The organism is Paenibacillus sp. CR_12 (genome assembly GCF_041953985.1).
GTDB lineage: Bacteria > Bacillota > Bacilli > Paenibacillales > Paenibacillaceae > Paenibacillus_AQ > Paenibacillus_AQ lautus_A.
In genome coordinates this window covers 44,576-69,427 of record NZ_JAVFHO010000010.1, presented here as the reverse complement: position 1 = coordinate 69,427, position 24,852 = coordinate 44,576, and the positions used below count along the sequence as shown (strand labels likewise).

Annotated in this window: 20 protein-coding genes; 4 read left to right on the top strand and 16 right to left on the bottom strand. The window is 52.8% G+C overall.

Features of this window, described 5'->3' with window-relative positions:
• The first annotated feature begins 39 nt into the window (after positions 1 to 39).
• A complete protein-coding gene (locus tag RB297_RS27045; RefSeq protein ID WP_375121859.1) occupies positions 40 to 651 on the top strand; it encodes a DedA family protein in 612 nt (203 codons plus the stop codon).
• 80 nt (positions 652 to 731) lie between these two features.
• Positions 732 to 1,574, top strand: a complete 843-nt coding sequence (locus RB297_RS27040) for an undecaprenyl-diphosphate phosphatase (RefSeq protein WP_036664481.1) — start codon at positions 732 to 734, stop codon at positions 1,572 to 1,574.
• Between the two features lie 1,291 nt (positions 1,575 to 2,865).
• Here the strand turns inward: RB297_RS27040 and RB297_RS27035 are convergent.
• The 4 genes from RB297_RS27035 to RB297_RS27020 form a co-directional block, all read right to left on the bottom strand.
• Positions 2,866 to 3,186, bottom strand: coding sequence for a hypothetical protein (locus tag RB297_RS27035; protein WP_012818972.1), 321 nt, complete (start codon positions 3,184 to 3,186; stop codon positions 2,866 to 2,868).
• A gap of 229 nt (positions 3,187 to 3,415) precedes the next feature.
• Positions 3,416 to 4,315: a helix-turn-helix domain-containing protein gene (locus tag RB297_RS27030; RefSeq protein WP_375121858.1), complete on the bottom strand. Its 900-nt coding sequence runs from the start codon at positions 4,313 to 4,315 to the stop codon at positions 3,416 to 3,418.
• A 484-nt stretch (positions 4,316 to 4,799) separates the two neighbouring features.
• A complete protein-coding gene (locus RB297_RS27025; RefSeq protein WP_375121857.1) occupies positions 4,800 to 5,795 on the bottom strand; it encodes a Gfo/Idh/MocA family protein in 996 nt (331 codons plus the stop codon).
• Positions 5,792 to 6,790, bottom strand: a complete 999-nt coding sequence (locus tag RB297_RS27020) for a Gfo/Idh/MocA family protein (RefSeq protein WP_375121856.1) — start codon at positions 6,788 to 6,790, stop codon at positions 5,792 to 5,794. Before RB297_RS27020 ends, RB297_RS27025 begins: the two co-directional genes overlap by 4 nt.
• Before the next feature lie 203 nt (positions 6,791 to 6,993).
• Here RB297_RS27020 and RB297_RS27015 point away from each other — a divergent pair, with 203 nt between their 5' ends.
• The gene (locus RB297_RS27015; RefSeq protein WP_213580184.1) at positions 6,994 to 8,457 is read left to right on the top strand and encodes a carboxylesterase/lipase family protein; all 1,464 of its coding nucleotides are present in this window, start codon (positions 6,994 to 6,996) and stop codon (positions 8,455 to 8,457) included.
• Positions 8,458 to 8,667: 210 nt separating this feature from the next.
• Here RB297_RS27015 and RB297_RS27010 read toward each other — a convergent pair whose 3' ends face one another.
• From RB297_RS27010 to RB297_RS26960, 11 genes are all read right to left on the bottom strand, one after another.
• A complete protein-coding gene (locus tag RB297_RS27010; protein WP_012818967.1) occupies positions 8,668 to 9,486 on the bottom strand; it encodes a carbohydrate ABC transporter permease in 819 nt (272 codons plus the stop codon).
• Positions 9,486 to 10,352 carry a carbohydrate ABC transporter permease gene (locus RB297_RS27005; RefSeq protein WP_009590746.1) on the bottom strand — a complete coding sequence of 289 codons (867 nt, stop codon included), beginning with the start codon at positions 10,350 to 10,352 and terminating at the stop codon, positions 9,486 to 9,488. The genes RB297_RS27010 and RB297_RS27005 overlap by 1 nt, the downstream gene beginning before the upstream one ends.
• Before the next feature lie 59 nt (positions 10,353 to 10,411).
• Positions 10,412 to 11,632, bottom strand: a complete 1,221-nt coding sequence (locus RB297_RS27000; RefSeq protein ID WP_375121855.1) for an ABC transporter substrate-binding protein — start codon at positions 11,630 to 11,632, stop codon at positions 10,412 to 10,414.
• 204 nt (positions 11,633 to 11,836) lie between these two features.
• Complete coding sequence (locus RB297_RS26995) at positions 11,837 to 12,697, bottom strand: transporter substrate-binding domain-containing protein (protein WP_090912662.1); 861 nt, start codon at positions 12,695 to 12,697, stop codon at positions 11,837 to 11,839.
• Positions 12,698 to 12,905: 208 nt separating this feature from the next.
• The gene (locus RB297_RS26990; protein ID WP_096777050.1) at positions 12,906 to 14,873 is read right to left on the bottom strand and encodes a methyl-accepting chemotaxis protein; all 1,968 of its coding nucleotides are present in this window, start codon (positions 14,871 to 14,873) and stop codon (positions 12,906 to 12,908) included.
• 484 nt (positions 14,874 to 15,357) lie between these two features.
• Positions 15,358 to 16,578, bottom strand: coding sequence for a sn-glycerol-1-phosphate dehydrogenase (locus tag RB297_RS26985; RefSeq protein WP_375121854.1), 1,221 nt, complete (start codon positions 16,576 to 16,578; stop codon positions 15,358 to 15,360).
• The gene (locus RB297_RS26980) at positions 16,575 to 17,342 is read right to left on the bottom strand and encodes a glycerophosphodiester phosphodiesterase family protein (protein ID WP_375121853.1); all 768 of its coding nucleotides are present in this window, start codon (positions 17,340 to 17,342) and stop codon (positions 16,575 to 16,577) included. Before RB297_RS26980 ends, RB297_RS26985 begins: the two co-directional genes overlap by 4 nt.
• A 26-nt stretch (positions 17,343 to 17,368) precedes the next feature.
• The gene (locus RB297_RS26975) at positions 17,369 to 18,682 is read right to left on the bottom strand and encodes an ABC transporter substrate-binding protein (protein ID WP_375121852.1); all 1,314 of its coding nucleotides are present in this window, start codon (positions 18,680 to 18,682) and stop codon (positions 17,369 to 17,371) included.
• A gap of 61 nt (positions 18,683 to 18,743) precedes the next feature.
• Positions 18,744 to 19,577 (bottom strand): carbohydrate ABC transporter permease, encoded by an 834-nt coding sequence (locus RB297_RS26970; RefSeq protein ID WP_277747812.1) that lies wholly within the window; start codon positions 19,575 to 19,577, stop codon positions 18,744 to 18,746.
• Between the two features lie 38 nt (positions 19,578 to 19,615).
• Entirely contained in the window at positions 19,616 to 20,494 is an 879-nt protein-coding gene (locus RB297_RS26965) for a carbohydrate ABC transporter permease (RefSeq protein ID WP_375121851.1), read from the bottom strand.
• Positions 20,487 to 21,542: an ABC transporter ATP-binding protein gene (locus tag RB297_RS26960; RefSeq protein ID WP_375121850.1), complete on the bottom strand. Its 1,056-nt coding sequence runs from the start codon at positions 21,540 to 21,542 to the stop codon at positions 20,487 to 20,489. Before RB297_RS26960 ends, RB297_RS26965 begins: the two co-directional genes overlap by 8 nt.
• A gap of 361 nt (positions 21,543 to 21,903) precedes the next feature.
• Between RB297_RS26960 and RB297_RS26955 the strand changes: the two genes are divergently transcribed.
• Positions 21,904 to 22,665 (top strand): DeoR/GlpR family DNA-binding transcription regulator, encoded by a 762-nt coding sequence (locus tag RB297_RS26955; protein WP_090912648.1) that lies wholly within the window; start codon positions 21,904 to 21,906, stop codon positions 22,663 to 22,665.
• Between the two features lie 1,027 nt (positions 22,666 to 23,692).
• On the opposite strand, the gene RB297_RS26950 is transcribed toward RB297_RS26955, so the two are convergent.
• Complete coding sequence (locus RB297_RS26950) at positions 23,693 to 24,727, bottom strand: lytic polysaccharide monooxygenase (protein ID WP_096777058.1); 1,035 nt, start codon at positions 24,725 to 24,727, stop codon at positions 23,693 to 23,695.
• Positions 24,728 to 24,852 lie beyond the last annotated feature (125 nt).

Below are 24,852 nucleotides of genomic sequence, written 5' to 3'. Positions count from 1 at the left end.
TGGCAAAGGCCTCCTTATCTTTTGAAAGAGGTGTAACTTTTGGAAAACTGGATTACGGACATTATGGAGAAGTTCGGCTATGTCGGCATCCTGCTGATGATTGCCCTGGAAAACGTGTTCCCGCCGATTCCCTCCGAGGTCATTCTGACCTTCGGCGGATTCATGACAACCTACACGAAACTGACGGTGCCCGGCGTCATTATCGCAGCTACCATCGGCTCCGTGGTCGGTGCCGTCATCCTGTACGGGATCGGACGCCTGCTCGATGTCGAACGGCTGGAGAAAATCGTGGACCGTTGGGGGCATATCCTCCGCGTCAAAAAAGATGACATCCGCAAAGCGGATGCCTGGTTCGATAAATACGGCTACTGGACCGTGCTGTTCTGCCGCATGATTCCGCTGATCCGGAGCCTGATCTCCATCCCGGCGGGGATGTCCAACATGAAGTTCGGCATGTTCCTGCTCTTTACGACCATCGGTACCTTGATCTGGAACGTCATTCTGGTGTCCGTCGGAGCCGCCGTCGGCGATTCATGGGAAAATATCGTCGCCTTCATGGACGTCTATTCCAATATCGCTTATGCTGTAATAGCCGTGGCCGTGATCGCATTCCTGTTCTTCTTCTTCCGCAAGCGGAGAAAATCGGCTTAAGCTGGAACCACGCATTTCATGCCATGCATCATTCATATCATTACATTTTACATTTTTAAGTAAGGGAGAGACCGCAGGTCATGGATTTTTTAACCATCCTCAAAGCAATTATTCTGGGAATCGTCGAGGGACTGACCGAGTTCGCTCCTGTATCCTCTACCGGCCATATGATCATCGTGGATGACATGTGGCTGAAATCCGAGGAGTTTCTGACGAAATACGTAGCCAACACGTTCAAGGTCGTGATTCAGCTCGGCTCCATTCTCGCCGTCATCGTGGTGTTCAAGGACCGCTTCCTGGATCTCTTGGGACTCAAGCGCAAAAAGCCCGAAGCCGGCGTACCGGCCGGTACGGGCAGACTGAGACTCAGCCAGGTGATCGTCGGTTTGATTCCGGCCGGCGTTCTGGGCGTCTTGTTCGAGGACCTCATTGACGAGCATTTATTTTCCACCGAAACGGTGCTGATCGGTCTTGTGATCGGAGCCATCTTCATGATCGTTGCCGACAAGGTCAGCTCGAAAAAAGAGCCGAAAGTGGTGTCTGTCGATCAAATTACGTACAGGCAGGCATTCAGCGTCGGGCTGATTCAGTGCCTGTCGCTCTGGCCAGGCTTCTCCCGCTCCGGCTCCACCATCTCCGGAGGCGTTATGCTGGGCATGAGCCACCGCGCGGCGGCGGACTTTACGTTCATCATGGCCGTGCCGATCATGTTCGGGGCCAGCTTCCTGTCGCTGCTGAAGAACTGGGAATACTTCACGCTGGAGGCTCTTCCGTTCTTCATCGCCGGATTCGTGGCGGCTTTCGTCTTCGCTTTGATCTCCATCCGCTTCTTCCTGAAGCTGATCAACCGGATCAAGCTGGTGCCGTTTGCGATCTATCGGATCGTGCTCGCTGCCATTATTGCGTTGGTGCTTTATCTGTAATTAGTAGCTCAGCCTATAGCACCATTAGAGTTTGGGAGACGCTCCGCTGCTTCGAGCTGAGCGGCACTTCATAATAGCAGCTGTGTTTGGGGTAAAAAAGGCAGGTCAAGATTTCATATCTTGACCTGCCTTTTGTTATCGGCGTTGCTGCACGCTCGTTATTAGTCGTGACACCTGCTGTGGTTTCGACCCGGAGCCGATTGGTTTAGTCTACGGCGGCATGACCGCACAGGCCGATTGGTTTAGTCTACGGCAGCATGGCCGCACAGGCCGATTGGTTTAGTCTACGGCAGCATGGCCGCACAGGCCGATTGGTTTGGTCTACGGCAGCATGGCCGCACAGGCCGATTGGTTTTGCCATGGTGGCATGACCGCACAGGCCGATTGGGTTTGCCACGGTGGCATAGCGGAACAGCCTGTTGACACGGATGCGGGTATCTCAACTGTTTTGGGCGGGGTTAACGACGAAGGAGTGAAAACGGATGGTGTCAGGCGAGCGGCCGGACGACAGACGTCCAAGCAGCATGCCCGGGACCACGCACTGTGGGCCAGGGAGCAGTGCGCATGATGCGGCTGATCCGGACCAGAGATCCGCTATTTTCAATAATTCGCCTGAATTTCAATATAAGCGGACACCAGATCCGTTATGTTACGAATTCCGGTTCGATATCCGCCTGTTTTCAGAGAATAACGGATCTCATGTCCGAAACATTTACGAATCCCCTTATTTCTCATCAAATAAGGTCCGCTGTGTCCGCTAGCGATGCGCAATGTGAGATATTCCGCTATTTTGGTACGTTATGATCAAAAATACGGTTACTTTAAAGTACAAACCATCGATTATTCAGTTACTTTAAGGTTATACTCCATTTTTATTTCCCTTATTTGTACCTGATGAGCTAAGATCCAGTTACTTCAATACTCCACGATAACAAGTTCAGTTACTCTATATTCCAGATTATAAATTCAGTTACTCTGATACATAATGAGTCAATTCATCCGGTTATTTGGTTAGTCCATGATTCATCGTACATTTCTTTCGTTAGGTAATTTCAACGACTCAGCTAATTAGATAGCCTATCAACTATTAATCCATTCTCCTGCAGAAGATCACGATCCTCGCACCGTGACCGAAGGCAGCACGCGCATCATATCGGCATGTATTGGCGCCTTAGACCGATGAAGCGTGCAACAATCTTCAAACTGACCGCGTAACCAGAAGTTGTATCGCTTTTGCAGCGCCTATAAGATACCGGCCTAGTGCGCAATATCGGTTGCACTGCCTGCACGATTACAGGGTCGCTGCACCTAACCGCTCCTTAGAATAATACCGCACCTGTTTACCATGCCCATTGGCGTATTCGATCTCAGCCCGCGTGCTCTCGCCGATATACCCGTTCACATCGATCACAAAGATTTCGTCGGACATATCGATTTTGCGGAAGTGCAGCTCCTTGAGCCTGCGCTCCTGCTCTTCCGTGATCTCGATCCCGTCGCTCTGCTCAAAAAAACCGACGCTAAGGACGATATGTCCGCTAAGCGTAAGCGAAGCTTCGGCTTCTCGAAATTGCGCTTTAAACTTGGTGGAGCCGCATAGTGTAATCACCTGCATGGCACACCCTCCTTTTCGCTATATTCATGCTTTAAATGGTTCTCGATCTGGCCAGTATCCAGCGGTCAAACATCCCCCCAGGAATATCATGATGCAAGCCATCGTCCAAGGCAACAAACAGAAGCCCTCCGGTATGGAGAGACTTCTGCCTAATGGTTGTATGGGGAATCCCCTATCCAGCGACGAGCCAAGATCAATCATTTCCGTAGACGGCGCATCCCCGCATGCTTCACTCTTCAAACGATAAATTGGCGGGCTCCTCAAGCAGCTCATAGTGAACGTCAAGGTTCGTCGTCGGTACGCTGAGATCTACCTCTTCAAAACGGAAGCTGTCCACCCACACTTTGCCTGTCCCCATAAGCAGGACGCCGATCGAGATCGTGGCGCTATCTTCAGGCACGTCCAGCACGATGGCATAGTGATTCCAGTGCGTGCTGCCGACGATGCCCCGATTGTTCATATTATCGAACTGGAGCACGTCTTCGGCACGATTGTCGACGCGCATCCACAGTCCGCAATAGTCCTTCACGTTGTCGGTTTTAACGAATCCGGAGAAGCGCATCCGCTTGCCCGCATACTTGCCGGCTTTGAACTGCTGCATCATGGTTGCAAAAGCGCCATCCTCCATCGGCGTAAGGGCTCTTAAGTAACCCGAAGTACTTCCCTGGTGGACGGTGGTCCGATCGACGCCGATCTCATAATCTTGAGGGTGGCTTCCGCTTAGGAACCAGCCTTTTAATGGGGATTGAGCTTGCTGCTGCATGTGATCCTCTCCTTTTGGATAATGTGAATGATGGGCATGAACCGCAAAGATTTTGCGGTAACGCCCCGGCGGCATGCCGTACAATTTTTTGAATGCTCTCGTAAACGACTCTTGGCTCTCGAAGTGACAGTGCAGGGAAATGTCGATAATCGCAGCCTCGGTGTGCAGCAGGAGCTGCGCCGCATAACAGAGCCTTCGTTTTCTAAGGTAATCCGCGATGTTCATGCCGACCTCCCTCCGAAACAATCGGTGGAAATGATACGGCGAAAAACCGGCATAGGATGCAATATCCGCGAGGGTCAGCCGCTCCTCCAGATGCTGCTCCATGTACGCGATGCTCTTTTGGATAATACGCTGGGTACTCAAGGTCAGGCCCTCCTTTGTTATTAAGGATACCAAAAGGGAGCAAAGCGTTTTTGATCTTTTTTGCCAATTTAAGAAAACCGTTGGTCCGCGCATATTCTCGGAGGTCTTGCCGGAAAATTGCGGAGATAGCGGAGACCCTCTGCTTGCGATTCAGGGACGCTCATCCTTTGAAGTCCCTTGAAGTCCCATTGTTCTCATATAAAAAAGCCCCCTCGATTTCGAAAATCGAAGGGGCTTAAATTGCAAGGTTCTCTGCCATCAATCCATCCTCTAGATGGAATGAATTCATATCCTAAAGGGGCCAGACTGCGCCTCTAACAAAGGCATAGCCCCGTACTTCACAGGCATCGGCGCTTCCGGCCGTAGGCAGAAGTGTCATCCTAAAGACGATTGCGCTGCTGCTTATTCTTCAAGGACGAATCCCTGCACGCTCACATTACATAACGGGAATTTCCCGCTCCCCGGCTTTATCGGCAAAACCGCACTATCCCTGCGGCTTCAGCTGAACGGTGCGCTTGGTGCTTGCAGACTCGTACGCTGCAATGGCAACCCGGGCGGAGAGGTAGCCGTCTTCCCCGGTAATTTCGACCGGCTTGCCGTCGCGGATGCTTTCGACAAAGCTGTTGACGAGGCCTTCGTCCATATCATCGCCCCAGAAGCTCCACGACGCTTTACCGGTCACATCGCTGTATACATCGTTCTTCTGGGCAAAAGAATCAATGTTCAGCACGCCTTTGGTGCCGATGATCTCAAGCGTTACGTCCCCCCATGTCGGGAAGGTGCGGTTGCGGGACCAGCTTGGGTCCAGCACGGCCACGACGCCGTTCGCGAATTTGACGTGGACCATGCCGGCGTCGTCAATCTCGGTATCGTTGAACAGCGTTTCCGCATGGGCGTACACTTCCTCGGCCTTGCTGCCGGTAAACCAGTGCATCAGGTCCATCACATGGACGGTATGATCCAATACGGCGCCGCCGCCCGATTTCTCCCGTTCAATAAACCAGCCGCCCGGCATGGTTCCCCGGTTGGTTCCCTTCATAGCCAAAATGTCACCGATCTGCCCTGCGTCAATCGCTTCCTTCGCCTGGCGTACGGACGAAATAAATCGGCAAGGAAAAGCGGTCATGAGCTGAACGCCGTTATCCTTGCATACCTGAATCATCTCCAGCATCTCGGCTTCCGATAGGCCCAGCGGCTTCTCGCACAGCACATGCTTGCCCGCCGCAGCGGCGCGTTTGGTAATTTCCGCATGACGCGCGTTCTCCGAACAGATGACTACGGCATCCAGTTCTTGTGCCAGCAATTCATTATAGTCGGCATAATACGGAATCCCCCGATCCACGGAGTAAGGGCGAACGCGCTCCGCGTCTTCGTCCGCGATTCCGATCACCTCGACGTCATCCCGCTTCAGCATGCCGAAGAGATAGCTTGCCGCATGCATATGGGCAAAGCTGATAAACCCTACTTTCACCTTTTTCATGAAACCGTCCCTCCGATCATCACGGGCTGTCCAGTTTGTGCCGATTGCTCCGCTGCCTGAGCGATTTCAACGGCGTAGCAAGCATCCTTGATGCTGACGAGCGGCTCGCTGCCGTTTCGGATGCACTCGATAAAATGCTGCACCTCGTTATAATAAGGGTCATGGAGGCTCGGACTGGAAGGAACCTGCACAGCAGCTCCCTCCCCGGCCTCGGCGCTAGCCAATTTCAAGTCCAGGGACTGTACCTGATTGCTGTCGAATCGTACGATGCCTTGGTCTCCCGAGATCTCGAACTGCGTCGTAAATGGACCGGGATACCCCCAATATCCGGTTAGACTCGCGATGGCGCTATTTTTAAAATGAAGCGTAAGCTGGGCGTACTCCATCTGCGGCTCGGCCCGCTTTACGGTGGAAGCATATACCGACTCCACTTCCCCGAACAGCCAGCAGGCAAAATCGATGTCATGAATCATCAGATCCATGATGACGCCGCCGCTCTTGCCAGGGTCGTTGTACCATCCATCCATTCCCTGCGGGTAGGAACCGTACCGCTTAAAGTGAGCCATCTTCGGCGTTCCGATATTCCCCGAGCGGGCCTGCCGATAGGCATCGTGATAGTTCGGGAAGAACCGGACGACATGTCCGATAAACAACCGGACTCCGTGCTTCTCGCAGGCCGCCTTCATCTCCTGCGCATCCTCCAGCGTTAATGCTGCCGGCTTTTCGCAGATGACGTGCAGCCCTTTTTCGGCCAGTTTCAGTACAAACGGTTTGTGGAGATAGGTGGGCAGACACACCGCAACCGTTTCCAAATCTTTTTGTTCAAACAGCGACTCTACATCCGTGTATGCCTTCGCCCCGGTCAAAGCTGCAGCGCGCTCCGCTCGTTCGGCGTTTATATCGACCACGCCCGTCACCGTTACTCCCGGCATTTTCGCCAAATTGTGCGCATAGGCCGTCCCCATCGTGCCGCAGCCCAATATCGCTATGTTCATGCTTATCCCTCCAGTATGCCTATAATGACATGGATCATCAGGTGATGCCGTATCCGACGTCCGCGATACCGCCCACCCTGTTACATTCTTCATGTAACATGACATTCCTGCCTGTATTCCTCAGGATTCGTGCTTTTTTGAACTTATGCCGCTAACTTGGTAAAGTGTATATATAGAGCAGAGAGAAAGGGTGTAGCGAGAACATGTCAGAACTTGTCGTACAAACGAAAGACGGGCGCATTCAAGGCCTTACGGAAAACGGAGTGCGCGTATGGAAGGGAATTCCCTATGCGAAGCCACCGGTTGGCCCGCTGCGGTTCCGTTCTCCTGTGCCCCCCGATTCATGGGACGGGATTAGAGAAACCACCGCTTTCAGTCCCATGTGCCTTCAGCCGCTTGAATCCACATCCAGCATGCTTGGCGGCGGCGTGACCAAGACGGTATCCGAGGATTGCCTATATCTCAATGTGTGGGCACCCCGGAACATGCCGGCGGAGCCGCTGCCCGTCATGGTATGGATTCACGGGGGCGCTTTTGTCACAGGCTCGGGCAGCTTGCCAAGCTATAACGGCGCGCCCTTCGTTCTCCGAGGAGACGTGATCGTGGTTACCCTCAATTACCGGCTGGGCCCCCTCGGCTTTCTCCATCTCTCTCCATACGGCGAAGCCTATTCCTCCAATACCGGTTTATTGGACCAGATCGCTGCCCTGGAATGGGTGCGGGACAATATCGCGGCCTTCGGCGGCGATCCGGAGCAGATTACGGTATTCGGGGAATCAGCGGGCAGCATGAGCATTGCGGCGTTACTGGCGATGCCTGCAGCCAAGGGACTGTTCCACCGGGCGATCATGGAGAGCGGCGCTGCCCAGGTCATGGTTCCGGAACAGGCACGGATGATAACGGCCGGCCTGCTTAAGGAGCTGGACATTACGCCTGACAACATCCATCAGCTGGATTCCCTGACAGGCGAGTCGATATTCGAAGCCGGGGAACGGCTGAAGAAGCAGATCGGACCCGGCGTCAACATGATCTTTCAGCCGGTTCTGGATCCGGGCACTTTGCCGCATGATCCGCTGCAGGCCATCCAATCGGGATGGGCCAAGGACGTGCCGATCCTGATCGGGACGAATCTCGATGAAGGGGCTTTGTTCTTCCGGCCGGACATGCCGCTTGTGAAGGAAGACGTTCTAGTCCGCACCGTGGAGATGATGACCGGCATTGAGAATGCCGCCCCCATCACCAAGGAATACCCGTACAGCATCGACGGACATGCCCAGATTATGACCGATCTGTACTTCTGGCGCTCGGCCCTGCAATTCGCTTCCGCACAGAGCAAACACGCGCCGGTATGGATGTACCGGTTCGATTGGACCTTGCCGGACCATCCGGTGCTCGGCAAAGCGATGCATGCCCTGGAAATCCCGTTTGTATTCAACACGCTGGCGCTGTTTGAGAACATCGGCGTTCAAGTCGATGCGGCTACGCAAGCCCTGTCGGACCGGATCCAGGATGCCTGGATTGCATTTGCGCGGAACGGCTCGCCGGATACCGAGGCGCTGCCGTGGCCAGCTTATGATCCGGCTTTGCGTTCAACGATGATATTCAACAACGACAGCAGGATCATCGAGGACCCGGATGCGGAGAAGCGGAACATGCTGAAATTATAATAAGGACACGCCATAAACCAGGGGATCCTTCGCCGATTGGAACCCTGGCGGCAGCAAAAAAGCTGTATTCCAGGCATGACATCATGCCGGAATACAGCTTTTCGTTATGATGGGTCGCACAAGGACATGCTGCTGATTGCGGGCTCCGCAGCCCCCTGCTGCAGCGAAGGGCTGAGAGGACTAAGTGCTCCTAGGAAATGCGTAGCCGCCTTATTTTACAGCCCCCTGCGTAATGCCGTTGATGATCCACTTTTGCGCGAATAGATAGATGATGATCATCGGCAGCATCGCCATCAGGTAAGAGGCAAAGGCCAGATTGAAGTCCGTGTTGAACTGCCCTTGGAATATATACTGCACCAGCGGCAGCGTGTAGGAATTCGTATCGCTGATGATGATGAGCGGCAGCAGGAAGTCATTGTAGGTCGAGAGGCAGATCAGAATGCCTACCGTCGCATTGATCGGTGCCATAATCGGGAATATGATTCTCCAGAATGTTCCCCAAGTCGACGTGCCGTCCACTCGGGCTGCTTCCTCCAGCGCAACCGGGATGGATTTGATATAACCTACGTACACAAATACGTTAAACGCCAAGGCATAGACGGTATGCAGGATGGTGAGCCCGACCAGATTCGTCATATGGAACCCGGCCGTCAGCTTGACCAGCGGCAGCATAATGATCGGGAACGGAATAAACATCGCGCTGATGAAATAGAAGTACAAGCCTTTGAAGAACTTCCGGTTCATATTGCGGGCAATGGCATAAGCGACGAGCGAATTCGTCAACAGGGTCAGCACCACCGTTGCCGTTGTCACCATGGCGCTGTTGCCCAGCGCATGGAAGAAATTCGTCATTTTTATGGCGTTGGCGAAATTCTCGAAATGCAGGTCTTTCGGCAGGCCGAACACCGATGCCAGCATGTCCTCCGGCGTTTTGAGCGCAATCGTGATCGTCATATACAGCGGAAACAGGATCAATATCGTACCCAATGTGATGAGAATCATCACCGTCCAGTTGGTTTTCGTCCGCATTACATGTCCCCCTCTCTTCTCTGCAGGAACCGAATCTGCACAATCGATATCGTGGCAATCAGGATGAAGTAGATCACGGAGTTAGCCGATTGGTAAGCAAACTCGCCTCCCTCGAAGCCGCCGGTATAAATCAGGTGGGAGATGGACTGCGTTGCCCGCCCCGGGCCGCCGTTGGTGAGGGCTACGATCTGATCAAAGACCATCAGGGAATTCTTCATCGCCAGCACCATATTGATCGTAAAGAACGGCGCGATCAGAGGAAACGTTATTTTCCAGAACTCCTGCCAGCGGTTCGCTCCATCGAGGTTGGAAGCCTCGTAAAGCGTACCGGGAATGGTCTGGAGTCCGGCAAGATACAGAATCGTGTTGTAGGCAATGCCCTGCCATACCGCGACCACCACGATGCCGATCCAAGCATGCTGTTCACTGCCCAGGATATTGGTCGACAGCCACCCGATCCCCAGGTTCTGTCCCCAAATGGTGAACACATTCGAGAACAGATAGTTGAATATGTAACCTACAATCAGAACGCTCAGAATATTCGGAAGAAAATAGATGCCCCGAAAGAAATTCCTCGCCTTGATTCTGGCGTTCAGTCCCATGGCAATCAGCAGACTGAAGATGTTGATGAGGATGGTGACCACGACCGCGAATTTGAATGTGAACCAGTACGCATTGCCCACGTTGCCATCCTTAAACAGATTGACGTAATTCTTGAAACCGATGAAGTCGAAGTTATCGCCGAATCCGTTCCAGTTCGTGAAGGAGTAATACACCCCCTGCAAAGCCGGCAGCGTCAGAAATACGAAGAACAGCACGACCGCCGGCACGGTCATCAAGTAATAAGGCATAAGCCGCTTGTTCATGTTGGGTCCTCCTCAATGCTTCTTGGATATCGTGTGAAGAAAATACCGCCTTCCGCCCGTTAACGCCTGTCAGCTACCTTGTCCCATTCGGTGTCCAGCTTCTTCAGATACCCGTCGATATCCCGGTTCTGGAGGAAGGATTGGATCACCGAGTTCAGTTGCACCGCCGCGGGAATGTAGTGGTCGGCAAAATCGATGACCTGGCCCCGCTCCAGGTAAGGCAGCAGCTCTGCGACGGCGGGATCCTCCTGCTTCACGCCCTCCACGGTGGAGAACAGCGTTTGCTCCGTTATATATTGCTTGCTATTCTCAGGCTCCAGCAAAAATTGAATGAAACGCTGAGCCTCCTCTTTATGCTTCGAATCCTCGGAAATAGCCAGTAAGGTATCTACGCCCGAAATCAGTTTATTCTCCTCCGGACGATCGCCGGTCGGCAGCGGAAAGAAGCCGATCGGCGCATCCGGATTCGCCTTCCGGATTTCCGGTATGGCCCAGGTTCCTTGGATATACATGGCGGATTCTCCCCTTGCGAAATCCCGGTTCCCGTCCGCATAGTTTTTGCCGAAGTTGTCCCCATGGCCATAATCCATCAGCGCGAGCTGTTTCTCCGCAATCTCCCGGTATTTCTCGGCAAACGTTACGGTGCCTTCCCGCCGATCCATGTAAAATTCAATGCCTTCCAGGTTGGAAGCCAATGCGTTAAACGGCAGCACCGTCTGCCAATCGTCTTTATATGTGAAATAAAACGGGATTCTCCCCGCATCCTTGGCCTTCTGCGCCGTAGCCAGCAGCTCGTCCCAGGTCTTGGGAACGCTGAGCCCCAGCTCCTTGAAAATTTCCTTATTGTACATGACGCCGTTAGCGTTAGTGGAATAGGGAATGCCCGTAACCTCGTCCATGCCCGCTACGTCCTTCAGCATCTGGACATAAGTCTCATCCACCCGGCTCAGCAGCGGGTTATCCGTCAAATCCGTAAATATGCCGCTTTGGGCCAGCAATGAATACGTATCGGTTGCACCCATGCCGATAATGTCAGGAATGTCATTCTTGACGACTCTTGTCTTGAGCACCGTCTCCGCATCCGGCGGATTTACCTGAACCACCTTGATCTCGGACTGGGACTCGTTAAATTTCTCAATGAGTGCATCAAAGGAGCCTTTCGCTTCAGGCTTGTTCTGAAAAAACTCAATCTGCACGCGTCCTGACTCCTCTTGAGCGCCGCAAGCGGTCAGCATCCATACGGTCATCAAACACGCCGCGATCCATTTAGCTAGCTTCATGGTCTGCCCCCCGTTTCCTATCCTGATGTTATATGGTCGATGTCCATGTTAATTTACTACCCTATTTGCTTGGTTGGTAAACCTCCCGGACGCCGAGGCGGCGCTCTCTTCACCTTATTGGACACAACAAAAAAGCCAGCAGATCAGGTTCTTCAACCTGATCTGCTGGCAGGGATTGGCTATCTGTTTATAGCCTGATCCAACCTACTCCAGCCATTTTTTATGAATGTCCGCAAACTTGCCTTGCAGCTTCATTTCGTCGATCCACATTTCCAGATAGCTTGCATATTCAAAGTCGCCGCGAGGAATCATGTAGCCTTTTTCGCTGTTCGTGAACGGCTTGTCCGTCAAAGCGGCATACAGTCTGGAATCCGCCTTCGCATAAGTGATCGCTTCGATTGTATCGGTGATCATCACGTCATACGTACCGTCCGCTACCAAATGCGGGATATCCAGGTTGTTCGGAACAACCGTCACATTCGCTTTGGTCAAGTGCTCGCGCACGAATACTTCGTTCGTTCCGCCCGGATTTACGCCGATGCGAACCGAAGGTTTATTGATGTCTTCAACCGTCAGGTATTTGTCTTTGTCTTCTGCACGGATCAATGGGGCTTTACCGAAGGAAATGTACCCTTGGGATACATAAGCCGTTTTTTGTCTAGCCGTGTTGCGGGTAACGCCGCCCACTGCGATGTCGAACTTATCAGCTTGCAAGTCCTTCATCATGTTGGACCAAGTCGTGTTGACGTAGCGTACTTCCACGCCAAGGTCTTTACCGAGCTCTTCCATGGCGTCAACGTCATAACCTTCATACTCTTTTGTAGCAGGATTCAAATATGTAAACGGTTTGTAATCCCCTGTCATACCAACCCGGATGTAGCCTCTTTCTATAATTTCGTCAAGCTGGGAAGCCGCTTGCTTCTTCAGTTGACCAGGTGCATTGGTCGAGGCGGATTTAGCCGATACCTCCGGTGATGTGAGGACCTCGTTTGCCGCAAAGCCCGTTGCTACCAATGATAAGCTGACTACCCCTGCCAGTAATACCTTTTTCCAATTTTTAGCCATGATTTCGTTTCCTCCAGTTTTCTTCTAGTTGTACTTCGTGATGCCCCTTAGTGGGCAGCGGCATCGATCTGCCTTGAAACGTCAAACCTCTTCTTGCCGGTACTTCCTCTGACTTACTGCCTTGCACGCTTGCGATTTGAGCCGTTTTCCTTCCAGGCATCCCCCCTCTCAAGTACCGTTACGCGCGGTCCGTAAGATCCAGGGAATGTTAGAGACTGAATTTGCCGAGCTCTTTGCTGAGCTCCTGGGCGACCGTCTCCAGTTGTTTTACGGAGTTTGAAATCTCCTTGATGGTTGCAATCTGATCTTCCATGGCAGCCGTCACGTTCTGTGCATCATTGGAAGTCAGATCCGCAATGGATTTCAGCTCTTCAACCGAAGCGCTGACCTGTTCCGATCCAGCGGACATTTCTTCGGATGCCGCCGATACTTCCAGAATGTGATCCGCCACGTTGCGGGTCGCATTCAGAATGTTATCGAATTTCTCGCGCACATCTTCAATCAACGCAATGCCGTCCTGTACATCCTTACGGCTGACGTCCATGACCTGTACGGCGTTGATTGTGTCCTCGCGAATTTCCGTAATCAGCTTCGCTATCTGATCGGTCGAAACCTCGGACTGTCCCGCCAGCTTCTTGACTTCTTCAGCCACGACCGCAAAGCCGCGTCCATGCTCGCCCGCTCTGGCAGCCTCGATGGAGGCGTTCAGGGACAGCAGTCGAATCCGGGAGGTGACTTCCGTGATAAAGCTCAAAATTTGCTCGATTTCCGAGGAACGCTCATTCAAACGCTCGATCGCCGTGCCGACTTTGGATGTACCCTCGCCGATGTTGCCGATCTGTTTCACGGCTTGCTCAACGACAACCGATCCGGTCTCCGCTTGGCTGGCAGCTTCCTGCGCGGCTTCGGACACCATAGAGGACGTCTCGGCGATTTTGACGATCCCGCTGGCCATGTCGCTCATGGACGTAGCGATTTCGTTGGAGCTTGAGGCGTGAGCTTGCGCTCCGCTGGCAATTTGGCGAATGGAGGATCCGATTCGGTCCACGCTGTCCATGGCCGTATCGACCCCGCTCGAGACGGTTTCCGTCACCGACATGACCTGGCGGGAGGAATCGTTCACGCCGAGGACCAGATGCTTCAGATGCGATACCGTCTGGTTGAAATCGCTGGAAAGAACGGCCACCTCATCCTTGCCGCTAACCTGAATGGTCTTGGTCAAATCGCCTGCTGCGACTTCCTTCACAGCCGTGTTGAGCCTGCGGATCGGCCGGACGATCTGGGCCGTGAACCAAATTGCTGCAGCGGCGGATACGACCAGGGCCGCAACCGAGATAATGACTAACGTAAACGACATCTCCTTGATTGGAGCATTCAGCTCATGGGTCGGTGCCGTCACGAAGACCCCCCAGTTCAAGTTGGACGGTGCATAAGCCGCCGAATACTCGGTACCTTCCAATACATAATCGAACTCGCCTGGTCTGCCCTGGCTGACCTCTTCGTAGGCCTTCGTTAATCCGGCGCTGTCAACGTCCTTCACGTTGGATTGAAGGACAAGCTCCTCTTGCGGATACCACATGAACGTCCCCGATTTGCTCAGAAGAAAGGCATATCCGGTGTCTCCGAACGTTTGGGACGATACTGTTTTCTGAACTTCGTTGATCGGAAGGGTGGAGCCCATGTAGCCGTACTGTTTTCCATCCTTCATCAGCGGAATGATCATCGTAACGATGTTATTGCCCGTCCGTTTGGAAAGCACCGGCTCCGACACGACCAGCTTGCCTTCGCCCTTCCCGGCTTCCTGATAATGGACGCGGTCGGACACGTCGGTCACCTCGCCCAGAAAGTTAATGACGTTCTTCCCCGTCAAATCGTACGAGAAGAAGAAGGTCTCAAATTCCTTGTTCACTTCCTGCGCAGCCTGAATCAGCTGCAGATCCTGCTCTTTGTTACCCGTAATGAATTTCCCGATGCTTTCCACCTTGGCAATCTCCACATCAAGAAATTGGTCGATCTGAAGCGCAAGCTTCTCCGCGCTAAGCTGAGCTTCCTTGTCCAAGCTCTCCTGCAGCAAGTCAGATGACCGACTGTAAGTTACGGCAAAAACGGATCCAAGACTGACTAGCAAGAGCAAACAAATCATTGTAATCATCTTTTGCTTAAGACTCTTTAGCATGCTGTAAATCCTCCCCCAATAAGTAGCGCTTTGGTCCTATCCGATCATTCGTCCAAAATTTTTGCAAGTGCTCTTTTTTCTGTAAGGACTTTCTCTCTACATACAAAACGAACAGGCAATGTCGAAAAATGTTGGTGTAAAATGGGGAGATAAGACTCCGCTTTATAAGTTATCGGTAGCATTTGTCCAATATTTGAGAGTTTGGCGAAACTTTTTACATAATTCGACTTTTAGGTCGTTTATGTAAAAATAGATGGGCGATAGTTCTAAATGCCTATTCAAATGAAATAAATTACATATATCTTTAGACCTTGTTGGCGATCGGCAGCGGCGGCACCCCCCTCAGTCTTTGGGGCGCTGGCCGTCTTCGTAAGCCGGGCAGAATCAAAGCACAGCTGCAGAAAAGCCAAAAAGGCTGCCCCATTGAAGCAGAAAGATCTGCTTGAGGGACAGCCTTATTTCACTCGTCGACCTTTAACCTGCCTTAATGGACAAATAAGGATCTTTGTTCGTTGTAAGCATGGAGCAGCGTGTAGCGGCTGTATCGAACCTTGTGGGCCTCAGCCAGGCTCCGTTCCAGCAGCCCATCTCCGATCGGAAGCTCCGACACCCCGGCCGGTCCGCCTACCATGCGCATCAGATCGCCCAGCACTTCCGGCTCCGGGAGATGCGTAATATGCGACCGGATGTCGTTCCAGTGCAGCGCCATTCGCCGTTCTATATCTTCCGCACCCGGGGAGGAGCCTCCGTTCAGCTCGATCCCCTGCTCTCCGATACGATGATACAGCTTCGAGATTTCCACGCAAGCGGCTCCTACTTTGGCACCGTGCAGCAGCTGTTTCTTCCCCAGACGGATAAACTCCATCTCCCAATAATGGGACAGGTGATGCTCCGAACCCGAAGCCGGATGGGATTGACCGAACAGCAGCATCGCCAGTCCGGATTCGACGAGCGCCCCCATCAAGATGCGTACGCCCTCCTCGCTCCGCTTCGCAATCTGTTCCACCGCGTTCACGCACTGGCTGAGCGCGGATTTCGTCATATCCGCCGAAATTTGCAAATAGGGCTCGTCGGCCACCAAACTGCCAAACCTCCAGTCGAACAGCGATGTGTACTTGCCCAGCATATCCCCGAATCCGGCCGCGGTTAACTCGGAGGGAGCAGCCATGAGAATATCGACGTCCGCGAATATCGCGCTCGGTCCGATGGCCGGAATCGTTATCTTCTCGCCCCGTATAATGATCGGCGCTCCCTTGGAATTAAATCCATCCACCGATGCGGCCGTAGGTACGGAGATGAACGGAACGCCCGCGGTATAGGCGGCGTACCGGCTAATATCGTGAATCGTCCCTCCGCCTACCGCCAGCACCGCCTTCGCCCCGCTATGCTGGATATCCAATATGACCTGGACCAGGGATACTTCATCCGCGATGACATCTCCCTTCCGGTCCGGAAGCAGCCGGGTGACCTGGACCCCAATCGATGATTTCGCGAGGAGATTCGAAAGCCTCCGGCCCGCCTGGTCATAGGTATTACCGTCCACGACCATGACCACCGAGGTCCACCGTTTCGTCTCAAGGTAGCCCGCCACCTCGTCTAACGCTCCGTGCTGGATCTGAACCAGCTCTACTTCGTCCAGATTCGCAAGCTGATGGGCCGGTAAATCCGCCGCTAGACTCCGGGCATTCGATAAAATGGAGGTCATATCCGCGTACCCTTCTTTCCGGTTACCGCCATCGCCGGCAGCGGGTCATTGCAGGTCATGCCGGTAACCCCGCACTCCAGCGAATACCGGACGCCCTGCTCATCGTCCGGGCAATAGCTCCAGACCAGCAGCCCCTGTGCCTGGAACCGGGCAACGAGTTCCGGCGTAAGCAGTGACATCTCCACGCCGATCCCCCACATTTTGGCGTAGGTGCCCTCCTCCCCGAAGTCAAAGCCGGACATTTTCTCGCCCGGAAACCCCTGAGTCTTCTGGCCATGCGTTTCATGGATATAGGTCAGAACCTGAGCATCGAAGCAGGTGAATACGCAGCGCGGCAGGTACCCGTACCGGTTCAGCATGTCAATCGCCAGGTCGGCGGCCTCTTGGGCATCGGGACTGGGCTTAATCTCCACGTTGCACAGAACCTCGGGGTATTCCCGAAGCAGTTCGCAAAGCTCCGCAAGCGTCGGGATCTTCAAGCCTTCGAATTCCCGGGCAAACCAGCCGCCCGCATCCAAAGCCTTCAGCTCCGCAAGCGTGTAATCCCTTACCTCGCCGGCGCCATTGCTCGTACGCTGAACCGTTGCATCATGGATAACCACCACCTCCTTATCCTTCGTCAGCCGAAGATCAAACTCCAGCATGTCAACGCCTAACTCCAGTGCCTTGCGAAAGGCCAGCAGCGTATTTTCCGGATAAGCCGATTTATATCCGCGATGAGCAGCCACCATCATAGAGGATGGCTCCCGTAGTCGTTCGATCATATGTCCTGCCACTCCTTTACCTGTTGTTATTGGGCCAAAATCCGTTCCGTCTCTTTCTTGAAGGTATCCAGCGTCGCCGGGATATCCTTGCTGTCATACATGATCGCTTCCATGGCGGAGAAGAACTCATGCATAATCTCAGGCCATGCCACATCCTTATTGGTATCCGTAGCGAATTCCAGCTGATCATAGGCGACTTTGCGGTTCGGTTCTTTGGCCCACAGTTCTTGGATCTTCTCCGACTCCACCATCTTCTTCGTGAAAGGCAGGTAACCGGATTGCAAAATAAATTCAAGAGCGCCTTCCTCTTCCATCTCCATCCACCGGATGAACTCCCATGCCGCTTCCTTGTTCTTGGAAGAAGACAGCATCGTCACGTTCGCGCCTCCGGTCGGATTCGCATATACTTCGTCCTTAGGCAGGAATGCCGTCACGTATTCGAAATCCACCGCGCTGGACAATCCGCCGATCGATCCCGTGGATTGGTACATCATCCCGACTTTGCCTTCCACAAACATGCTGTTTACGATGTTGCCGGAATCCTGAGCGGGCGGATAATACAAAGCGCCCGTGCTTTGCAGGTCTTTCAGGTAAGTGAACATTTTGGCTCCGGCACCGTTATCCGAAAAGCCGATCGACGTATTGTCCTTATTGAAGAACGTGCCGCCGGCTTGCGAAATCATGGCAATCGGATACCAAGTGTCGTAGGGCATCGTAACGCCGTATCGCTTATACTCGCTGCCTTCCTTGACCACCAGCGCGTTCGCGACCTCCTTCATTTCCTCCCATGTCGTCGGGATTTGAAGCCCGAGCTCATCCAGCAAGGTTTTGTTCACGTGCAGGATCGGGGTGGAACGGTTCAGCGGCAGCGACACCAATTGATCATTGAAGGTGGAGTGTCCCATTAAACCGGCAGTGAAGTCGTCTGCGCTGATGCCGGAGCCTTCAAGAAAAGGCGTCAGATCCTCAAGGACCTCCGAATCGGCGAACATCTGGATGTAGGCTCGCTCGAGCATGCTGACATCCGGGCCGGTGCCGGATGCAATCGCCTGCTGCAGCTTGGTTACCGTTTCGTCGTAGCTGCCCTGGAAGGTGCCTACGACTTCGATATCCTCATGGGATGCATTAAAGCGCTGAATGAGCGCATCCATGTATTCCCCGTTCTTGCCTCCCAGCGAGTGCCAGAACTGCACCGTGGTTTTCCCCTTGTCTCCGGACGGGGCTTCGGTTCCCCCGCTTCCCGGTGCTTCGCCGGGCTCGGCCGAACCTCCTCCACCGCATGCGGCAAGCAAACTGAACAGCAGGATGACGGATAGGCGTGTATACCATTTGGATTTCATGTGATTCATTCCTCCATTAATTATTCGATTATGAATGGCTGAAACCTGTCATTTCCTGTAATTATTTAATGCCTGAATAAACAAAAGCCTTCACGATGTGCTTCGAACAGAACAAATATACAAGCAGGATGGGCACCACCAGAATCACGTTGCCGGCCATGATGATATGCCAGTTGCTGATGCCCTCGGTCTCCCGCAGCATGGCGATCCCCAAGGTCAGCGGCCGGACGGCTGCCGAATCGGTCATGACAAGCGGCCAGAAATAGTCGTTCCAATGACTGACGAAGCTGAACAGCGCAATGGTGGCGAGTGCCGGCTTCGACATGGGGATCATGATCTTCCGGATGATTTTGAACTCGCTGGCGTTATCCAGACGGGCCGCTTCGATGATTTCCTCCGGAATCTGCATGAAGTATTGCCGCAGCAGGAAGATGCCGAAGGCATTCGAAACGAACGGAATGATCTGCGGGAGCAGGGTTTTGACCAATCCCCAATCCGCCATCATCAGATAAACCGGAATGAACGTAACCTGTCCCGGGATCATGAAGGCCAGCAGGATCATGCCGAACAGCAGCGTTTTTCCCGGGAATTTATACTTGGCAAAAGCATACGCGGCCGGAATCATGATCAGGAACTGCAGTACGATGATGGAACCGGTGACGACAACCGAGTTCCTGAAATAGGTCAGGAAAGGCCCCGCATTCATCGCTTCCGCGAAATTCCCCCACTGCGGCGAAGCCGGAATCCACGTCGGCGGAAACGTCATCGTCTCCCGGAATGTCTGGAGCGATGTGGAGATCATCCACAGGAACGGAAAGATGAAAATCATGAGCACTGCAGCCTTCAGCAAATAGCCCAGCGCCGTCCATACGATTTTTAAGTCAAAGGTCTTCAAACCGTGCCTCCTTTCTTCGTGGCCAAAGCCTTATAGCCTTATTGATAGTGGACCTTCTTGGATAACAGCCGGAAATAGATGAACGTGAGCAATCCGATAATGGCCATGAGCACAACGCCTGTCGCCGCCGAATAACCGATATTGGTCGTTCGGAATCCGTATATGTAATACACAAGCGTCGTCGTTGCATTGTTTGGTCCTCCGCCTGTCATCACCTGAACGGTATCGAATACCTTGAAGGAGCCGATCGTCATGATGATGAGAATAAAAAACAGCTGCGGCGAGATCATCGGCAGTGTGATTTTGTAAAACACCTTGAACTTGCTCGCATTATCCAGCGCGGCCGCTTCATAAATGCTCGGCGATATGCTCTGCAAGGCTGCCACGATAATCAGGGTATAATAGCCGATGGCCTGCCAGACCGACACGATAATGACCGATATCAACGCGGTCTTGGAGCTTTGAAGCCATGCCGACGGCGGGAGTCCAACCAGCTTGAGCAGATAATTGAGCAGTCCTTGATTCGGCTCCATCAGCCACAGCCAGACCAGCGAGATCGATACGATGGATACGACGTGCGGCGTGAAAATCCCGGCCTGGACGATCGAATTGAAACAGCCTTTCTTGTTCAGCCATACGGCGATCAGCAGGGACAGCAGCATGGTCAAAATGACGACCCCGGCCGTATAGACGGAGGTGTTCCAGAGTGCTTTGTAGAAATCCCCGCGCCCCAGAATCTGCGTGAAATTGTCCAATCCGACAAATTTGCTCTTGTCTTTATTCATCAGGTTGTATTTGAACAAGCTTAAGTAAATCAAATAACCTACCGGATACATCACGAACAGCAGGATACCCGCCATGGCTGGCGCGATCAGCACATAGGGCCTGATCCCTTCCCAGATCCTCCTCTTATCCATGGGCCAGCCCTCTCAGCCGCTCCATGAACTCCCTGTGGCGGTTGTCCTTCTCGTCCACCCGGTTCTCATCCGGACCGAAGAAAAACAATTGGTCGGCCGGCACGCCGAGACAGACCTGCTGATCGACATGGTATCTGTCATCCGGACATTTCACCATGAATGCATGACCATCGGTCGTCTTCACCTGATAAATCGTCTCGGAGCCCAGCATTTCTCGCGTGATGATCTCGCCCTTGGCCGTGTAGTGAAACGATTCCGGTTCCGTGCCGATCACAACGCTTTCCGGACGGAACCCGAACGTCGCGCGATCCTCCCCCAGCGGCGCAATGTTCATGGGAGGAACCCCGATGAACTGGGCCGCAAACAGATTGCTGGGCTTGCGGTACACCACTTCGGGCGGCGCCTCCTGCTGAATGACCCCTTTGTTCATCAGCACGATGGTATCCGCCATCGACATGGCCTCGATTTGGTCATGGGTCACGTAAACAAAGGTCGTCCCGAGCTTCTTGTGCAGCTCGATCAGCTCGATCCGCATCTGAACCCTCAGCTTGGCGTCCAGATTGGACAACGGTTCATCCATCAGGAAGACGGACGGATCCTTAACCATGGCCCGGGCTAAAGCCACCCGCTGCCGTTGTCCGCCGGACAAGGTGGAGGGCTTGCGGTCTAAATAATCGTTCAGTCCCACGGTTGCCCCTATGGTTTCCACCAGTCGCTTACGCTCGGCTTTGGGAACCTTATTGTTCACGAGGCCGAATTCGATATTCTCGCGGACCGACATCGTCGGGTAAATGGCGTAGTTCTGAAACACCATGGCCACGCCGCGCTTCCCCGGTGCAATGCGCGTGACATCCTTGCCGTCGATCAGAACGGAACCGGAGGTTTGAGGGTCTATGCCCGCAATCATCCTTAGGAGCGTTGTTTTCCCGCACCCTGAAGGGCCGACCAGCACGGTGAATTTTCCGTCCTCGATGGTAAGATCCAAGTCCTGTATGACGGTTTGACGATCAAACGACTTGCTCACTTTCACAAATTCAATGGATGCCAAGAGCGATCCCCCTCACCAATGTGTAATGATGCTGTCATGACAAGCGAAAAAATGAACGATTCCATAACATGAAATCCCTTACATGCACCTGATAATAAGTACGCATCAAATGCACATGTAATGATCACTTTTGTTCATTTTTATTTAATTCGATTGTAGATCTGCAATATTAGGAGAGTGTTAGGCCTTCGTACGGATTGTGTAAATTCGCTTCGCAGCAAGGGATTTAACATGGCATTAACATAACGGGAGTACACTAGATAGATATGGAGCCCATAAGCATAAAAAAGCAAAAGTGCGCATTGTATGTACAAACGCACTCTGCTGCTCATTGTCCAATTAGGAAGGGAGAAATTATCGATTGCTGGCACACGAACGAAAGAAAAGGATCATTGATTACGTAAGGCAATACCGTACGGCAACGGTTGCCGCCCTGGCATCCGAATTCGGCGTCCACACGGCCACCATTCGCCGCGATCTGGCGGAGATTGAGCAGGAAGGCGCTTTGAAGCGCACGCATGGCGGGGTCATCATGGAGCAATGGACGCATAACGAGCCATCCTTTAATGAACGGACGAACTTTCATCGGGACGAAAAAATACGCATCGGCCAGCTCGCGGCTTCACTCGTGGAAGACGGGGAAAATATCATCATCGATTCGGGGACAACCACCCTTCATATTGCTACGCATCTTGTGCACCGCTCGGACATTACCGTCATAACCAACGATATGAACGTTGCCGTCGAACTTCGCGATGCTCCGGGCATCAAAGTCATCCTGACCGGCGGGGAGCTGTACCCCTCGAGCTATATGCTAAACGGCATGTTTACCGACCATGTGCTGAAATCCCTGCATGTTGAGAAAGCGTTCATCGGCACCCCTGCCCTGCATCCCCAGCATGGCCTCATGCATCCGGAGGCGCTGCTCGTCCCTGCCAAGCAGAACATGATTCAGGCCGCCGGCGAAATTGTCGTAGTCACCGACCACAGCAAGATCGGCAAGCTGTCCCTGCATACGGTCGCTCCCAACAGCGCCATTCATACTCTCGTTACCGGCAGCGAGGCTTCCGACTCGGATGTCAAGCCTTTTCAGGAACGTGGCATCACCGTTTACAGGGTTTGAGGCTAGCAAACTTTGCATACCTTTGCGGACCGTGGCACCTTTGCGTACCTTGGCGGACCTTGGCGGACCTTGGCATGCCTTTGCATACCTTCGTACCTTTGCGTACCTTGGCATGCCTTTGCATACCTTCGCACCTTTGCGTACCTTGGCATGCCTTTGCATACTTTCGTACCTTTGCGCACCCTGGCATGCCTGAACATACTTCTTGCAGAATGCACAAAAGGCACCCCGAAGGGTGCCTTTTTCAAGCTGCTACTCGCAAGCGGCTTGCTCATTTATATTCCACTGCTATGTTTACCATCCATACTCGCTTTTTTCGCGATCCCTGCTTAGACCAAAAGAGCAATAAGCAGAAATTCACGGAATGTCCATAAATAAATCGCCATGTCATTCAATATGTCCAAAACTTAACGCTCGACAGCCAATCCAAGCATGCCCCGGACCACGCACCGTGCACACAGGGAGAACAGGGAGCACAGGGAGCAGTGCCGCACGATCTACTTGTTCTTTGGTATAAGGACTTCCTAACGGACTCAGAATACCTTATTTCATAGAAAACAACCCTTTTAGTAACTTTAGCGAACCCAGCGGACCTTATTTGCTGTTTTAATCGGTATTTTCTCCCGTATTTCTCATAATAGCGGATCTGGAGTCCGGTACATTGTGAAAAATCGGGTTATGATCTTGAATAACGGAACTAGGGTCCGTTTAAGTTGGCAAAAGCCATGAAATCATACAGAAGGAAGAACATCGACAGTCAGACCCACAATATTACTATAGGTAATTCCAAGCCATCAGGGTCAATGCGCAGCCGACGGAAGCTATCTCCTCTACGCTTATTAGAAGCTATCTCCTCTGTACTTGTTAGTGGAAGTAAAAAAAAGGAAATATACCACCGCCCACTCTCTCATTCCCTCCATCCGCATAGCGGGTGGTTCTTTGTTTCGCGCGGTTCACGCACGCAACTGGCTAAAGCCTAAGAAAAATCCGGCAGTCTTTAGACGCCGGATTCGGTCAAACGATCGATTTAAGGGATAACCTTCCAAACTTCGGCAGATCCAGGTGTTTCGCCTTGAGTCCACCATTTTGCTTCATAGTTCACGCCATTGTGGCTGACTTTGCTGCCGCCTAAATAAACGGCTGTTGCGCTCCATGCCGGATAGGTCGTGGAACTTCCGGATGTTGAAACCGTAAGCGGAGCCGATGCGGATGATTTACTGCCTGAGCTGCTGACGGCTACCACAGTGTACGTATAGGACGTTCCTGCGGTTAGCCCCGTGTTGGTATAAGAGGTTGAAGTCGATGTACCCACAAGGGATCCGTTACGGTAGATTTCATAACTGGAAGCCCCGGTGGAAGCTGTCCATGCCAAGGATACGCTGCTGCTTGTTTGGGATGGGGAAGTAAGTCCCGTCGGTGCAGGAACGCCTGGGTTCGGAGTTCCGCCACCGCCGAAGTCCACATCGATGACGTTATAGAAAGCGTTAGCCGTGTCAGCTACTTCCCATACCGCCAGAATGACATGGTAACCGGACTTGGCAGGAACGTTACATGTGGATGCATAGTTTGTCGGAGGTTTTACGCCGCCGTAGTTAATGGAGCAGAAAGGCGTCAGATCGAACGAAGCTCTGCTCAGCGGAGCGTTTTGATCCCAGCCGTCTTTCGTAATGTAGTATTTCCAGCTTGCCGTCGCATGGTTGGCCGTCAAATGCCATTGGAACGTCGTGGTTCCCGGGGAAATGCTTACTTTGCTCCAGCGAGTTGCGGACTGCTCATCGAGTTTAGGGAACGCGCCGCCTGCACTCGCGATTTTGCCATCGGCGGGACCTGCGTTCGGCCAGCCTTTAGGAGCTTCCAAGCTTTGCGGCTCATACACGATGGCACCGCAATCGGTGTTTTGCCCCTGCTTACACAGAATGGCGCGGCTTCCTGGAGAATCGACATATCCGTGGGCAGAAGCTTTATCAGCAAATAATACCATGAACAAGGTCATCAACAACATCGTGGAACCAGCAATGATCAAATTCTTGAGCCAAGCTTTGTTCGGCAAACTTAAAGTCATACAATTAATCCTCCTTTAATATAAAAGATAATAAATAAAGCGTTTACACAACCTCCGGCTGCTCAGGCCACCTCCCCTTCTTTGATACAGTAGTTGCCCTCTTAACTTACAGATAACTTGACTGA

What these genes read in the sequence shown, in the direction of transcription:
- RB297_RS27000 (WP_375121855.1), bottom strand. Translation starts at nt 11,632, where the DNA reads ATGAAGCTAGCTAAATGGATCGCGGCGTGTTTGATGACCGTATGGATG.
- RB297_RS27005 (WP_009590746.1), bottom strand. Translation starts at nt 10,352, where the DNA reads ATGAACAAGCGGCTTATGCCTTATTACTTGATGACCGTGCCGGCGGTC.
- RB297_RS26990 (WP_096777050.1), bottom strand. Translation starts at nt 14,873, where the DNA reads ATGCTAAAGAGTCTTAAGCAAAAGATGATTACAATGATTTGTTTGCTC.
- RB297_RS27010 (WP_012818967.1), bottom strand. Translation starts at nt 9,486, where the DNA reads ATGCGGACGAAAACCAACTGGACGGTGATGATTCTCATCACATTGGGT.
- RB297_RS26985 (WP_375121854.1), bottom strand. Translation starts at nt 16,578, where the DNA reads ATGACCTCCATTTTATCGAATGCCCGGAGTCTAGCGGCGGATTTACCG.
- RB297_RS27015 (WP_213580184.1), top strand. Translation starts at nt 6,994, where the DNA reads ATGTCAGAACTTGTCGTACAAACGAAAGACGGGCGCATTCAAGGCCTT.
- RB297_RS27025 (WP_375121857.1), bottom strand. Translation starts at nt 5,795, where the DNA reads ATGAAAAAGGTGAAAGTAGGGTTTATCAGCTTTGCCCATATGCATGCG.
- RB297_RS26995 (WP_090912662.1), bottom strand. Translation starts at nt 12,697, where the DNA reads ATGGCTAAAAATTGGAAAAAGGTATTACTGGCAGGGGTAGTCAGCTTA.
- RB297_RS26980 (WP_375121853.1), bottom strand. Translation starts at nt 17,342, where the DNA reads ATGATCGAACGACTACGGGAGCCATCCTCTATGATGGTGGCTGCTCAT.
- RB297_RS27040 (WP_036664481.1), top strand. Translation starts at nt 732, where the DNA reads ATGGATTTTTTAACCATCCTCAAAGCAATTATTCTGGGAATCGTCGAG.
- RB297_RS26950 (WP_096777058.1), bottom strand. Translation starts at nt 24,727, where the DNA reads ATGACTTTAAGTTTGCCGAACAAAGCTTGGCTCAAGAATTTGATCATT.
- RB297_RS27020 (WP_375121856.1), bottom strand. Translation starts at nt 6,790, where the DNA reads ATGAACATAGCGATATTGGGCTGCGGCACGATGGGGACGGCCTATGCG.
- RB297_RS26975 (WP_375121852.1), bottom strand. Translation starts at nt 18,682, where the DNA reads ATGAAATCCAAATGGTATACACGCCTATCCGTCATCCTGCTGTTCAGT.
- RB297_RS27035 (WP_012818972.1), bottom strand. Translation starts at nt 3,186, where the DNA reads ATGCAGGTGATTACACTATGCGGCTCCACCAAGTTTAAAGCGCAATTT.
- RB297_RS26965 (WP_375121851.1), bottom strand. Translation starts at nt 20,494, where the DNA reads ATGGATAAGAGGAGGATCTGGGAAGGGATCAGGCCCTATGTGCTGATC.